Origin of the sequence: Pseudomonas sp. Irchel s3f7 (assembly GCF_900187615.1) — a bacterium.
GTDB lineage: Bacteria > Pseudomonadota > Gammaproteobacteria > Pseudomonadales > Pseudomonadaceae > Aquipseudomonas.
Window position 1 is genome coordinate 258,083 of sequence record NZ_FYDO01000002.1, and the last position, 12,825, is coordinate 270,907.

The 12,825-nt window shown below is 56.4% G+C and carries 17 protein-coding genes; 4 read left to right on the forward strand and 13 right to left on the reverse strand.

Features of this window, described 5'->3' with window-relative positions:
• Positions 1-111: 111 nt before the first annotated feature.
• Positions 112-807, forward strand: a complete 696-nt coding sequence (gene queC, locus CKW19_RS02680) for a 7-cyano-7-deazaguanine synthase QueC (RefSeq protein WP_095056461.1) — start codon at positions 112-114, stop codon at positions 805-807.
• Positions 808-859: 52 nt separating this feature from the next.
• On the opposite strand, the gene CKW19_RS02685 is transcribed toward queC, so the two are convergent.
• Together CKW19_RS02685 and CKW19_RS02690 are read right to left on the reverse strand one after the other, a co-directional pair.
• Positions 860-1,732 (reverse strand): queuosine precursor transporter, encoded by an 873-nt coding sequence (locus tag CKW19_RS02685; protein ID WP_095056462.1) that lies wholly within the window; start codon positions 1,730-1,732, stop codon positions 860-862.
• Positions 1,725-2,321 carry a helix-turn-helix transcriptional regulator gene (locus CKW19_RS02690; RefSeq protein ID WP_095056463.1) on the reverse strand — a complete coding sequence of 199 codons (597 nt, stop codon included), beginning with the start codon at positions 2,319-2,321 and terminating at the stop codon, positions 1,725-1,727. The genes CKW19_RS02685 and CKW19_RS02690 overlap by 8 nt, the downstream gene beginning before the upstream one ends.
• Before the next feature lie 448 nt (positions 2,322-2,769).
• On the opposite strand from CKW19_RS02690, the gene CKW19_RS02695 reads away from it, so the two are divergent.
• Both CKW19_RS02695 and CKW19_RS02700 read left to right on the forward strand, forming a co-directional pair.
• Positions 2,770-3,117 (forward strand): DUF6124 family protein, encoded by a 348-nt coding sequence (locus tag CKW19_RS02695; RefSeq protein WP_095056464.1) that lies wholly within the window; start codon positions 2,770-2,772, stop codon positions 3,115-3,117.
• Positions 3,118-3,187: 70 nt separating this feature from the next.
• Positions 3,188-3,442, forward strand: a complete 255-nt coding sequence (locus CKW19_RS02700; protein ID WP_095056465.1) for a hypothetical protein — start codon at positions 3,188-3,190, stop codon at positions 3,440-3,442.
• 214 nt (positions 3,443-3,656) lie between these two features.
• Here CKW19_RS02700 and CKW19_RS02705 read toward each other — a convergent pair whose 3' ends face one another.
• The 3 genes from CKW19_RS02705 to CKW19_RS02715 form a co-directional block, all read right to left on the reverse strand.
• The gene (locus CKW19_RS02705) at positions 3,657-4,040 is read right to left on the reverse strand and encodes a type II toxin-antitoxin system PemK/MazF family toxin (RefSeq protein WP_095056466.1); all 384 of its coding nucleotides are present in this window, start codon (positions 4,038-4,040) and stop codon (positions 3,657-3,659) included.
• A gap of 299 nt (positions 4,041-4,339) precedes the next feature.
• Positions 4,340-4,603: a DUF6124 family protein gene (locus CKW19_RS02710; RefSeq protein WP_095056467.1), complete on the reverse strand. Its 264-nt coding sequence runs from the start codon at positions 4,601-4,603 to the stop codon at positions 4,340-4,342.
• 509 nt (positions 4,604-5,112) lie between these two features.
• Positions 5,113-6,015 carry a LysR family transcriptional regulator gene (locus CKW19_RS02715; RefSeq protein WP_095056468.1) on the reverse strand — a complete coding sequence of 301 codons (903 nt, stop codon included), beginning with the start codon at positions 6,013-6,015 and terminating at the stop codon, positions 5,113-5,115.
• Between the two features lie 118 nt (positions 6,016-6,133).
• On the opposite strand from CKW19_RS02715, the gene CKW19_RS02720 reads away from it, so the two are divergent.
• On the forward strand, positions 6,134-7,414 hold the full coding sequence (locus CKW19_RS02720; RefSeq protein ID WP_095056469.1) for an MFS transporter: 1,281 nt from the start codon (positions 6,134-6,136) through the stop codon (positions 7,412-7,414).
• Here CKW19_RS02720 and gspM read toward each other — a convergent pair.
• From gspM to gspF, 8 genes are read right to left on the reverse strand one after another with little or no spacing between them, the layout of a single operon-like run.
• Complete coding sequence (gene gspM / locus CKW19_RS02725) at positions 7,407-7,838, reverse strand: type II secretion system protein GspM (protein ID WP_095056470.1); 432 nt, start codon at positions 7,836-7,838, stop codon at positions 7,407-7,409. The genes CKW19_RS02720 and gspM overlap by 8 nt on opposite strands.
• Positions 7,835-8,941 carry a type II secretion system protein GspL gene (gene gspL, locus CKW19_RS02730; RefSeq protein ID WP_095056471.1) on the reverse strand — a complete coding sequence of 369 codons (1,107 nt, stop codon included), beginning with the start codon at positions 8,939-8,941 and terminating at the stop codon, positions 7,835-7,837. Before gspL ends, gspM begins: the two co-directional genes overlap by 4 nt.
• The gene (locus CKW19_RS02735; RefSeq protein ID WP_256580289.1) at positions 8,938-9,741 is read right to left on the reverse strand and encodes a type II secretion system protein GspK; all 804 of its coding nucleotides are present in this window, start codon (positions 9,739-9,741) and stop codon (positions 8,938-8,940) included. The genes gspL and CKW19_RS02735 overlap by 4 nt, the downstream gene beginning before the upstream one ends.
• Before the next feature lie 41 nt (positions 9,742-9,782).
• A complete protein-coding gene (locus CKW19_RS02740; protein ID WP_095056517.1) occupies positions 9,783-10,325 on the reverse strand; it encodes a type II secretion system protein GspJ in 543 nt (180 codons plus the stop codon).
• Positions 10,318-10,701, reverse strand: a complete 384-nt coding sequence (gene gspI, locus CKW19_RS02745; RefSeq protein WP_095056473.1) for a type II secretion system minor pseudopilin GspI — start codon at positions 10,699-10,701, stop codon at positions 10,318-10,320. Before gspI ends, CKW19_RS02740 begins: the two co-directional genes overlap by 8 nt.
• On the reverse strand, positions 10,694-11,161 hold the full coding sequence (gene gspH, locus CKW19_RS02750) for a type II secretion system minor pseudopilin GspH (protein ID WP_095056474.1): 468 nt from the start codon (positions 11,159-11,161) through the stop codon (positions 10,694-10,696). Before gspH ends, gspI begins: the two co-directional genes overlap by 8 nt.
• A gap of 7 nt (positions 11,162-11,168) precedes the next feature.
• Positions 11,169-11,612 (reverse strand): type II secretion system major pseudopilin GspG, encoded by a 444-nt coding sequence (gene gspG, locus CKW19_RS02755; RefSeq protein ID WP_095056475.1) that lies wholly within the window; start codon positions 11,610-11,612, stop codon positions 11,169-11,171.
• 3 nt (positions 11,613-11,615) lie between these two features.
• Positions 11,616-12,824, reverse strand: coding sequence for a type II secretion system inner membrane protein GspF (gene gspF, locus CKW19_RS02760; protein WP_095056476.1), 1,209 nt, complete (start codon positions 12,822-12,824; stop codon positions 11,616-11,618).
• Position 12,825 lies beyond the last annotated feature (1 nt).

Genomic DNA, 12,825 nt, shown 5'->3' on the forward strand with positions numbered 1-12,825 from the left:
CGGACGCCGGAGTACAAAAATTCAGAAACGTCCCACAGTCAGCGTTCGAGCTTCCCGGTAGGGTCAATGCTCCCCCGACACCCGTCAGGGCATCCCAAGGAAGAACGAACCATGACAAGAAAGGCCGTTATCGTTTTCAGTGGCGGGCAAGACTCAACGACCTGCCTGATCCATGCGTTACCGAAATACGACGAAGTCCACTGCATCACGTTTGATTATGGCCAACGCCATCGCGCCGAAATTGAAGTCGCACAGCAGCTTGCAAAGCAACTTGGCGTGACGGCTCATAAAGTGTTGAATGTGTCTGTGCTCAATGAGCTGGCAGTCAGCAGCCTGACACGCGACAACATCCCGGTTCCCAGTGCGAGCAGTGTCGATTGCAGAGTGCCGAACACCTTTGTGCCTGGCCGGAATATTCTGTTTTTAACGTTGGCGTGTATCTATGCCTATCAAGTACGTGCCGCAACGGTAATAACGGGTATTTCGGAAACAGAATGCTCCGGCTACCCCGACTGTCGCGATGAGTTTGTTAAGGCCTTAAACAACGCCACTGACTTGGGCATGGATTACAGCGTTCGCATTGAAGCCCCTCTTATGCAGCTAAATAAGGCAGAGACTTGGGCTTTGGCTGACCATCACGAACAACTGGACTTAATCCGTAACCATACATTGACTTGTTATAACGGGTTAAAGGGAAGTGGCTGCGAAAACTGTGATGCTTGCAACCTTCGGACAAATGGATTGAATGAGTTTCTAATAAATAAAAGCGAAATCATAAAAAGTCTAAAATTCAAAATAGAACTATAAGTACAACCTAACATCAAGGGTCGTGAGCAATCAACACCTAACGCCCCTTGCGTTATGCATCCCGCCCATTAGCCACATACCTTTTAAATAATGACCTTGCTCCGTATGCTGGAAAAATATTGAATACCGCGAAGCACATTTTTACAGCTATCTGAGCAAACACAACATTGAGAATTTCGTTGTTTTGCATAACGCCATAAAATGCGAAATAACAAAAAAGAAAGCTATCTATTATAACCGCAAAAAAAGTACTGAAAAAAACCCGCAAAAAAAGAAACCTGGAGTTCGTCAGCTCTTTTATCTTACACAATAAGTAAGAGTTTATGTATTCAGAAAAAAGAAACGACACTGAAGACGCCAATAAAACAGATGACACCTGAGCAACAATTTCAGAATATGACGCATTAAGCTTCCAATCAGGCAACTCCGGCAGATACGTGACAGCATTTAGCATTAACACAATAAAAGCGTTGCTAGCAAAAGCAAATATCAACGCTCTTCTTGCCAATCTAAGTCCATATGTCTCATTCAACAAATCAACTATTAGAAATGTCAACGGATATAGAAATACGGCAGAAGGAAGGACAAGATCAAACATCTTAAAATAAACAAGCTTTGTCGCCGCAATATTTGTAAAAACGTAAATCGCAAGCAGGAAAACGTTGAGAAGAACATAAATCATCCATGATCGTTCATGACGGTCTTGCATTTCATAGGTGGTCAACACGGCTCCAGCCGAGTAATATTTTTTGTACAAATCTTTAACTTCAGACTTATTTAAATTATCTATAATTTCGCTCTTCAGCACCTCCCCCAGCTTAACCTTAATGACTTTTCCAGTAGAGATAATCATAATTACAGCTAGACTCTTATTACTCTCGAAACCTAACAATTTATACTTACTATTTTCACATTCACTACCCATTAAATCTTTCCTCAATGATCTCACCCACAACTCGAACAATATCTGACTCAACACAACATTCAGCTGTTATACGCAGCCTCTTCACCTCGGCGTCGTACACCAACTGCTCTTTACCGCAAGTCGACAAACCTTTCTTTACAATCAACAGATCTCCTGGCTCATTCACGCCAGAAATTTCATTCTCCACAAGCACACCTATCAAATTACAGGCCGTTCCAAAATAATAAGTCAGCGGATAAATCGTACACAGCTCTCCAATCCTCTTATCCAGACTTCGAACCAAATCACTTTCCGTTATCACCGGAACAGCGGCCGGATTCATATTCCCTTCCGGAGAAACATCGCTTTCGATTATTTCCCTCTCTTGAAAATCAACAGTTTCTATTTCTTTATAGGACACTCCAAAAAAATCCGAAATTTTGCGAATCGTAGACTGTTGGACATTTACAACTCGCCCTTCGAGAATGTTATAGATCGTAGTTCTGGTCAAACCACTGGAATTACATAACGACAACTGCGTCTCGCCACGACTTTTAATCAGGTACTTAATATTATTTTTCAGTTTTTCCGTCTTTTCTTTTTTGTACATCAACGTTCTAGCACTCTGTTTTCGATCATGCCCTACCGACTCTTCAAGCAAATACTACCGAGAAGCCTTTGTGAGAGTAGCATCCTACATAGCTACGCGCGGCACAAAAAAAATATCAGGAATACGCAGAGCAACCGTTAGGAAATATTTCATCCACGATATTTCCGACATACGAATCATCGAGAATTTACAGGAGTCTCCTACAGAAACACCTCACATAAAAATTGTAAAAAACACCAAATAAAAACAAACAAGAAAAAGATGTAAGACATTACGCACAAACTACAACTCACGAATCATTTAATTACACAGATGTTCATTTATTAGATTAATAAAATTGAATTTTCTGGTAATAAATCTACCTGCGCATCACCCGTAATCAGTAATTAATAACAGCGACGCCAAGAGATCGGGCGATGTTTCTTTTAACCTTGCAGGGAGCTCCATCATGAAAAAAACCACCTCGAATCCTCCGCCATCAACGGACCTTCCACCCGACGACCACATCGAGTTGTCCAAACTCTCCGAGATCACCGAACGCCTCGTCAGCGCTCGTCTGCGCAATCCGGATCGCCCCGATCCTGTCAGCCACGTATTCACCATCGTTCCGAACGTCGATACGGAGTCGCTGCTTTCCCACGCCTGCGAAACCCTCGCCTCACTGAATGTCATGAGCACGGATCTCGCCTGCGAGCTGGAAGGCTCGCGCCGCAATGTCGCACTGGCCATTCAGCAACTGGCTGCTTTAGGTGAACTGCTGGTCAACAGAGCGTTGGATAACCTGGACCCACCTTAGGGCTCGCCTGAGGTTTCGCCAAACCGCGAGCACGGTGTGTTCGCGTTCTTACCACTGGAGGTTTTTTGTCATGGATCGATACATGCCTATCACTGGCATCGACTGCACCATTGCATCGTTGGTGATCGACACCGAAGCACCGCTGGACGTGTTGCACGAAACAGCGGCCTACCGCATCCGCACCGCGACTCAACTGCTGGAAAACCTAGCGTGTGACGAAGGCATTTACAGCGAACTGGCGCGTGTACTGGTCACGTCATTGCGCGATGGCTGTGATTTGATGGATGTCATCGGGCGACGATTGCAGAAGCAAATTTCGGCGTAGCTCGTACACCAGAAACGACAAAGGGCGCCTTTCGGCGCCCCTTCACAAACAGGTCGGCTTGTCATCGCCCTTTACCTGCCTGGCTCTGTGATGGCTGGTTGCCCAGGATCCTCAGAGTCTCACAAGCCCCTTTCGGGAACGCCATCAGTATTGTCCGAAATCCCCCTACGAACAACCGCTGGCAACTTGCCCACCTCAGCCAAATTTGCTGCGCTTATAGGCCTAAGGCCTTGCGTACAGCGACTTTTATCGCAAAAAACTCATCTGTTTCAAGTTGTGAAATGACGTAAGTGCGCTTCCCTCGACGATCTCGGCTCTTTATTCGGTCGAGCCTGGAAAGACTGACGGTGGCAACCATATCGCATTTAGCCCAACACGTCGGGCTTGCTCCCTGCAGATGATTCGGCAGCTCTAGATGGTGTTCAAGCAGTTGATCCGGAGCGGTTGTACTAAGCGGCACAACCGTCACCAACAAGCTGTTGGTTCTGTGTTTGCGAATCACGACAACAGGTCTGACCTTGATCATTTCGGGAACTTCGTAACCCCTGAAATCGCAAATCAGTACGCTGCCTTCCTTGGGTTGATATAGAAGTGGCATCCATGGCACTCATCTAAAGAAATCGATTCTGCTCAATATCGGGTGAATCACGAAACCGGATCCGTTACGTGAAGTGTCCCTGCGTTCAAGCCCCTTATCTCGACTCGTCGACAGCTCAACAAATACCTTGGTGATCGGCGATCATTGGGTCCTTGCGCTGCACCAGCCACGCCGCCGTCACCGGATAAAGCTGCCCCAAGCAGAAGTATTGTGTGTGTGACGTTATGCGGCGTGCTGGATTGAGCGCCTTTCGGCCCCTTCACAGACAGGTCAAGTTGTCATAGCCCTCAATGGGGTGATCAGGGCGGATCAAGATTATCCAGCACCCGATTCACCGCCAGCTCCCCCAGCATGATCGACTGCTGGATCCCCAGCAGTGTGTGGCCCTGTGAGCCCTTCAGGTCTCTGGCGAAGTCACTTGCCATGACGTTTGCCGAGGCTAGCGACACGCAGGCGTATTCCAGCAGGGTGTGGTTGTCGATATCGGGGGCGATGAGGAATAGGGGGCTGGGTTGGTGTGGCACGTCCGGATCGGTATCCGGTGGGTTTGGCACATGGGTCATGATTCAGCGTCCTGAAAATGGCGGCCACACCAAATTGCTACTGATCAAAAGGGTGGCAGCTGTACGCAGGTTAGCAGACCGGACGAAGCGAAACCGGCGCGCCCGAAGGCGCCCTGCGCACAGCTACCGTCAAGGGCAGGTATGGACATACCTGCCTATCAGGAGCGCAAATGCGCTTTACTTCGATACGGGCTGCTAAACCCGATCACTGACAATCAGTGACAAGAATCAAGCTACCGACAGCCCCAAAAGCGCACAAGCCGGCGGATTCTGGAGTAGGTGTAGGCAGCGCCGCAAGACGCTGTAGCCTTTGGGAAGGATTTCAGAAATGTCCCACGGGAGGGGGTGAAGTTTCCCGCCAGGTTGGCATGCAGAGGGTCTTTTGGGTGTACTTGCGGACGCCTTCGCTGGCAAGCCAGCTCCTACTGGGTTCCGTGGTGTGGCGAGCATTGTGTTCACTCCGCTGGACACTGTAGGAGCTGGCTTGCCAGCGATTGACGGCGAAGCCGTCAGGGTTTCAACGGCTCAACCTTGCTCGTCAGCAACTCCACAAACGCCCGCGCCATCGCCGATTTCTGGTCCTTGCGCTGCACCAGCCACACCGCCGATACCGCTGCCGGATCGAGCAGCGGCCGATAGACCACGCCGTCGATGCGCATACGCTGATAGGACGCCGGCATCACCGAGACGCCAAGACCCGCGGCCACCAACCCGATGATGGTCATCGCCTCGCCAGCCTCTTGGGCAAAATGCGGCGTGAACCCGGCATCGCGGGCGAGGCTGAGCAGCTGCGCATACAGGCCACTGCCGTAGCTGCGCGGAAAAAACACAAAAGGCTCAAGCGCCAGAGCTGACAGGAACAAGCCCTCTTCGCTGCCCTCCACCAGCGGATGTTTGGAGCTGAGGACCGCGACCAGCGGCTCGCGCATCAATTCGACCACGCTGAGGCAATCCGGCAGCCCCAACGGTCGCATGATGCCGACTTCAATCGATTCGTCCACCAGCGCATCGGCGACCTGGGTGCTGCTCATTTCCCGCAGGTTCAGGTGCACCGCCGGGAAGCGCTGGCGAAACGAGAAAATTGCCTGGGGGATGGTCGAGTTGAAAGGGGCTGACGAGGTGAAGCCGATCTTCAGTTCGCCCAACTCGCCCAACTGCGCCCGCCGCGCAACATCCGCCGCTTTGGCGACTTGCGCCAGCGCCAGTCGCGCCTCTTCGAGGAACAGGCGGCCGGCTTCGCTCAGTTCGACCCGACGATTGGTACGTTCAAAAAGCCGTGCGCCGACTTCCTGTTCCAGCGCTTGAATCTGCTGGCTCAGCGGTGGCTGCGAGATGCCCAACACCTGTGCGGCGCGGCCGAAGTGCAGTTCTTCGGCGACGGCGATGAAGTAGCGCAGATGACGCAATTCCATGGAAACCCCATTAGGTCGTAAAAGCTATCAAACAGGTCGAACAATATATTGGATTGAATCATTAGCCAGCTATATGCTTTTTTCATTGCCTGACCGGCTGCGTCCTCCGAGGTCCCCCGTGAAAACTGCTGTCGCCCCACTCGCCCATGAAGTTCCACCTTCAGCACCGGACGCTATCGCTACTGAGCTGGCAGAGATCTACATCGAAAAAGGCACCCCGGCGTTCATGCGCACGGTGCTGGCGTTGTTCTGCGGCGGCTTCGCGACGTTCGCCCTGCTCTATTGCGTGCAGCCGATGATGCCGTTGCTGTCCGACGAGTATTCCATCAACGCGGCGCAGAGCAGCCTGATCCTGTCGATCGCCACCGGCATGCTCGCCATCGGCCTGCTGATCACCGGCCCGATCTCCGACCGGGTCGGGCGTAAACAGGTGATGGTAGCGGCACTGTTCGCCGCCGCGCTGTGCACTATGGGCAGTGCGATGATGCCGAGCTGGCACGGCGTGCTGGCGATGCGCGCGCTGATCGGGTTGTCGTTGAGCGGTCTGGCAGCGGTGGCGATGACTTACTTGAGCGAAGAGATCCACCCGCAGCACATCGGCCTCGCCATGGGTTTGTACATCAGCGGCAATGCGATTGGCGGGATGAGCGGGCGTTTGATCACCGGGGTGTTGATCGACTTCGTCAGTTGGCACACGGCGATGCTGGTGATCGGTGGCCTGGCGCTGATTGCGGCGGCGGTGTTCTGGAAAATCCTCCCCGAATCGCGCAACTTCCGCGCCCGCTCGCTGCATCCGCGCAGCCTGGTCGACGGTTTCACCATGCACTTTCGCGACGCCGGGTTGCCGCTGTTGTTCCTCGAAGCCTTTGTGTTGATGGGCGCGTTCGTCACGCTGTTCAACTACATCGGCTATCGCCTGCTGGCCGCGCCGTACCACATGGAACAGGCCTTCGTCGGGTTGCTTTCGGTGGTGTACCTGTCGGGTATCTACAGCTCGGCAAAAGTCGGCTCGCTGGCTGACAAACTCGGTCGTCGCAAAGTGCTCTGGAGCACCATCACGCTGATGATCGGCGGTCTCGCCCTGACGATGTTCACCCCGCTGCCGCTGGTGATCATCGGCATGCTGATCTTCACCTTCGGCTTCTTCGGCGCCCACTCGGTGGCCAGCAGCTGGATCGGCCGCCGCGCCACCCGGGCCAAGGGGCAGGCGTCGTCGTTGTACCTGTTCAGCTATTACGCCGGGGGGAGCATCGCTGGTACGGCGGGTGGCGTGTTCTGGCACTTGGGTGGATGGAACGGGATCGGGCTGTTCATCGGCACGCTGCTGGTGATTGCGTTGCTGGTGGCGTTGAAGCTGGCGAAGTTGCCACTACTGCCGCAAAACACCTCGACTACCTGAACACAGCCCGAGCCTCCAACTCGGTGTCGCGAGCTTCCAGCGTCAGCGATTGCAGCGCAACACCGTCGCGCTCAAGGTTATCGAGCCATTGCATCAAGGCTTGCGCGTTGCCGCTCAGGGTCAGGCGCAACACATCGTCATCGCTGTCCATCTGACGAATCTCCAGCCCCGCCTTCGCGGCGCTTTCGCTGATACGCAGCGACAGCGGCTGATGAGCGGAAGCCGGTGCCTGACTGCGCGGCAGTGCGTGTTGCAGTTGCGCGGCCAGCCCCCTCTGCTGCTGATATTGACGCTCGACCGCTTCCAGTCGCTGGCGGGTCGGTTGCCAGATCAGGCTGAACGCCATGACTGCCAGCAAAAACGCCCCCAACCCCAGCAATAGCCGTTGTTCGCGGACGGACAGTCGCTGCCATGCGTGTTTCATGCCTCGTTCTCCATGGTGAGGGTCGCGTGTACGCGGTCGGCCGCTTTGTTCGCGCTATCGAGCCTGACGGGCAGGCCTTGCTGGCGCCCACGTTCACGCAACTGTTCGAGCTCGGCGAACGTGTTGGCGGTCAGCTGGATTTTCCAGCCATCGCCCTCGCGAAACTCGATGCGCTGGACCTCGACATGGCTGGCGCCGACCACCCGTTCGATCAGGTTGACCAACCCGGCCACCCGCGTGCCTTGCACTTCTACGGGCTGGTTTTGCAGCATTTTGAGTTGTACCGCCAGGTCGACGATGCGGCTTTGATCCGGATACAGCGCCTTGAATCGCTGCTCATTCTGGAGCGTGAGGCGCTGGGTTTCGCTGTCGAGAAAATTGATTCGCGTTTCAAGGGCGCCCCAGCTCAACAGCGCCACCATCAGCGCCGCCATTCCCCCCATTCGCCAGGGCAAACGCTGTCGCCGCGGTGCGAATACGCCGTGCAGCAGATTGATGGCCTGCGCCGGTCGGGAGTGCATCCATTGCGCGAAGGAGTCGTGACCTTGAGGCGCATCCAGCCACTGCATGTCCTTGGGCAGTAACGGTGTGAGCTGCGCCCGATGGTCGTGCGACAAGGCCATGCGCATCGGCAATGCACCCCCGATCAACCAGCGCCCAAACCACCAGACGCCCAGCGGTTGATCGCCGGGCAAGAGGTCTGCATCGACGAACACGCCACGCACCTCAATGGCCGCTTCGGCCAGCAGTGCGAGCACGCCCGCCAGACGTTCCCTTCCAATGACCAACACCGGATAGCAGCCATCACGGTCACGCGGGCCAACGCTCAAGTGCATCATCTCCAGCGCTTCGCTCAATTGGTCCTCAACGGCGAAGGCGATGGCCTGGGCCTTCGGTTTGCGTTTGGTCGGCCAGGGATCGGTGCGTACCCAGCTGCACATTTCCATGGGCAACAGCAGATCAATCGCCTGACCTTGCAGCGCTTGCGCGGCTTGGTTCAAAGGCATGGACTGACCGTCAGCGGTCGAGCCCCCTACACAACAAGGCCAGTCGACCGATACCGTTTCCAAACCTTCTGCAGTCAGGTAAAGCCAGGTGTTCATCGCGACCTCTCGTTGGCAGTCAAAGGAAGAAAACGGCGTTGCAGTACGCTCAGGCGACTGGTGTCCGGATCGTGTTCGACATCCGTGGCCAAGCGCAAAATGCGTCCGCCCTGGGTCACCTGCACGGTGATCCGATACCAGCGACTCTGGATGCCGAGGCCGTGGCTGCTCAAACCCAACCCGGAGAGCAACGGGTCTTGCGTAAAGGCCTGAACGCTGGCCCAGGGCGTCGTCGATGCCTGTCGAACCAGCGTGTTGGCGGTCGCGGCGTCTACGTCACCGAGCGCTCGCATCACCAGCGTCGGCGCGGCGTTGATGTTCAGCGCCGCGTCGAGGGGCAACGTCGCCACCCAGGGTTCCAGTTGCTGCAACAGTGGTCCATCGATGCCCGGCAACAAACGCAACTGGCTCAGCTCACCCAACGGACCGACCTGGCTCAACTGCAACGGCGGCAGGTTGAGCAGTTTCAGCAGGCGCTCCCAGCGGTCCAGGGTGACCTGATCGATTTGTCCCTGACGCAGCAACGCGTTGAGATTGAAGCGCCCGGCGAGGTCTTCGATGTCGACTCGGATCTGTGCGTCTTCAAGTTCAAAACCGGGTGTCATGCCGATCCGGTTATGAGCCTGGCCGGTGGCTTGCTCGGGCTCCTGCAACGCCGCCTGTAACCACAAGATCGCCCAGTCTTCTGCCCCGGTCGCGAGTTGGCGCAAACTCAATTGCTGCAACTGCTGCCCACTGCTTTGCAGCGACAGGTGATGACTGCGCAACAAGCCGCTGGTGATCAACAGCGCCAGGCTCATGACCAGTAAAACGCTGATCAGCGCGATGCCGCGCTGCCGATTCACCGCCGTGTTCCCGGCATTGGCAGCACCCTTCGGATGCCTTCGAAACGCCCGACCGACAGCTGAAACTCCAACGCCAGCGGCATTTCGGACGCCTGCCCTTGCGGCCATTCACTGAACCAGCCAGCCTGCTCGTCGAACAAACGCCAGCTCAATCCACGAACACCTTCAAGCAACTTTTGCCGTTGCATGACTTGCGAGCCTTCGCCTTGGCTTTCACGCCACAGCACGCCGTTGTCCAGGCGATAGGTCAGCGCTTGGCGCTCACTTCGGGGCTGATCCAGAGGGTTGCGCCAATGGCTGCGCTGGAACCGCAAAAGCGACGGCGCAAGCACCACCGATTGCGCAGTGACGTGCATCAAATCCCGCTCGATGACCGCCACCGCCCGCTGCAAACGCCTGAGCTCCCGTTCATGCGCCGTCGTGCCTTGCTGCACGCGCACCACGCCATCGAACAAGCCCCAACTGGCCAAACCCAGCACGGCGAAAATAGCCATGGCGATCACCAGTTCCAACAAGGTGAACCCACGCTGCTTACTGATCACGAACAGGAATCCAGCCAGTGGCGCGGTGCAGGGTGTGCTCACGCCCCGGAACGCTGACGTGAACGTCTGCCCTGAGCAGGCGCGGATCGTCGGTGGCGCTGATGTGCTGACGCAGCTGCCAGTCACGCTGATCCATCTGCACCAAGCGTTGCTGCTGCCCGACTTCAAGGCGCGACTGCAGGCGTAATTCATTCAACTGGTTGTCTGCCAGCCAGACCGCGAACAATCGTTGTTCGACAGCGCTGCTCTGCTTCAGCACGTATTGGCTGGCCGACAAAACGGCTGCCGCCAGCGTGGCGAAGATCGCCAGGGCCACCATGATTTCCAACAGTGTGAAGCCGGCCATGTGCGACATTGGTTTGCGCTCAATCATTGATCACGACCTCGCCGATGCCGTCGCCGGACAGGCTCAACCAGGTCCTGTTGCTGGAGACGAATCTGAGCGTGAAAGCGCTGGTTTCATCACTGCTGAGCATCAACAACTGCGGCGCACCTTCGTCAGCCCCCAAACTCAGCGTATAGCCGTCCCGTTCCAAACGAGGTTGCACGCCATCCGGCCAGCGCGACAGCGCCGCCACCGACTCCCATCCCCTGTCGCCAAGACGCATGACCCGGAAACCATCGACGCTCAGCCGCACGCCGTACTCCTGGCCGTCGAGCACGGCGCGCTCACGCAGTTGCCCGATCATCTGCGCCATGAGGCCGGCTTCCTGCTTGACCTTGCGCGCCGGACTGACACCCGTGGCCAGGCTCACCATGCCCAACAACACGCCGATCACCACGATCACGATCATCAGTTCGAGCAAGGTAAATCCTCGGCAGCGCTTTTCCATGAATCAGTCATCCTCCGAGACCAATATCCACCCCGAGCCCTTCACCGCCCGCGACGCCATCGGCGCCCAGGGAATACAAATCGTAGGTGCCATCGACCGAATTCACGCCGGGGTTGAGGTACTGATAGGGCGTGCTCCAGGGATCGACGGGCATGCTCTTGAGGTAGCCCTGCGGGTTCCAGTTGCGTGCCGCCGGCGATCCGGAAGGTCGCTTGACCAAGGCTTCGAGGCCTTGCTGGGTCGAGGGATAGTGGGCGTTGTCGAGTCGATACATTTCCAGTGCGGTGGCGATGGCCTGGATATCGATTTTGGCAGCGGTGACCTTGGCCTGATCGGGACGGCTCATGAACTGCGGCACCACGATGGCCCCCAGCACACCAATGATGACGACCACCACCATGATTTCAATCAGGGTAAAACCGCGCTGTTTGTTTTTACGGACAGGTTGCATGGATCAATTCACCAATTGGTTGAGGCTGAGAATCGGAAGCAGGATGGCCATGACGATCAGCAGCACGACGCCGCCCATCAGCACCAGCATCGCCGGCTCGAACAGGCTCACCACCAGCGCAATGCGCGCGGCGAGGCTGCTTTCCTGTTGTTCGGCGGCGCGGGCGAGCATGCGATCGAGTTCACCGGCGCGTTCGCCGCTGGCGATCATGTGCAGCATCATCGGCGGGATATCGCCGCTCTGTTCCAGGCCCCGGGTCAGGGTTGCGCCTTCGCGGACCGAACGGGCGACGTCGACCATCCGCGCTCGAATGGTCAGGTTGCCGATGACCGCCGCGGCGATCTCCAGCGCATCCACCAGCGGCACGGCACTCTTGCCGAGGATCGCCAACGTACTGGCAAACCGTGCGGCATCCATGGCGCGCAATACGTCGCCGATGACTGGCACATTCAATACCCAGCGATGCCAGCGCAGGCGCCACAGCGGCTGGCGCAAACTCCAGCGCCAGAGGCCGAGCAATGCGGCCAGCACGCTTATCATCAGCAGGAAATGATTGCGCAACCCGTCGCTCACACCGATCAGCGCCTGGGTCAACCAGGGCAATGGCTGACCGCTGTCGACGAAGATCTTCACCACGTCCGGCACGACGTAGCCGAGCAGAAAGCCGACGATCGCCACGCTGGCCAGCATCAGGATCAACGGGTACACCAGGGCCATCTGGATTTTCTGTCGCGAGGCCTGTCGGGCCTGGGTGTAAGCCGCCAGTTGTTCAAGCACATGCCCCAAGTGCCCGGAGCGCTCGCCGGCTGCCACGGTGGCGCGGAACAACTCGGGGAACGCCTTGGGAAACTGCCCTAACGCCGAGGCCAGCGCATGGCCTTCCATTACCCGGGACCTGACCGCCGACAGCAGGCCTGCAACCTTGCGTTTGGCACTCTGCTTCGCCACCGCTTCGAGCGCTTCTTCCAGCGGCAGACCGGCCTGCACCAATGTTGAAAGCTGCAAGGTCAGCAAGGCCAGATCCGCTGCGCTCAAGCGTCCGCGATGGAATGCCTTTCCCGCGTCCCTGCTGACGTCTATCTCGCTCAACGCAAGCGGCCACAAGTGACGCTCACGCAACAATTGCCGTGCATGACGCGGTCCATCAGCTTCCAACCGTCCCTTGCAGGATCGGCCATGGGCATCGTGGGCGCGGTAATCGAAGGTCGGCATC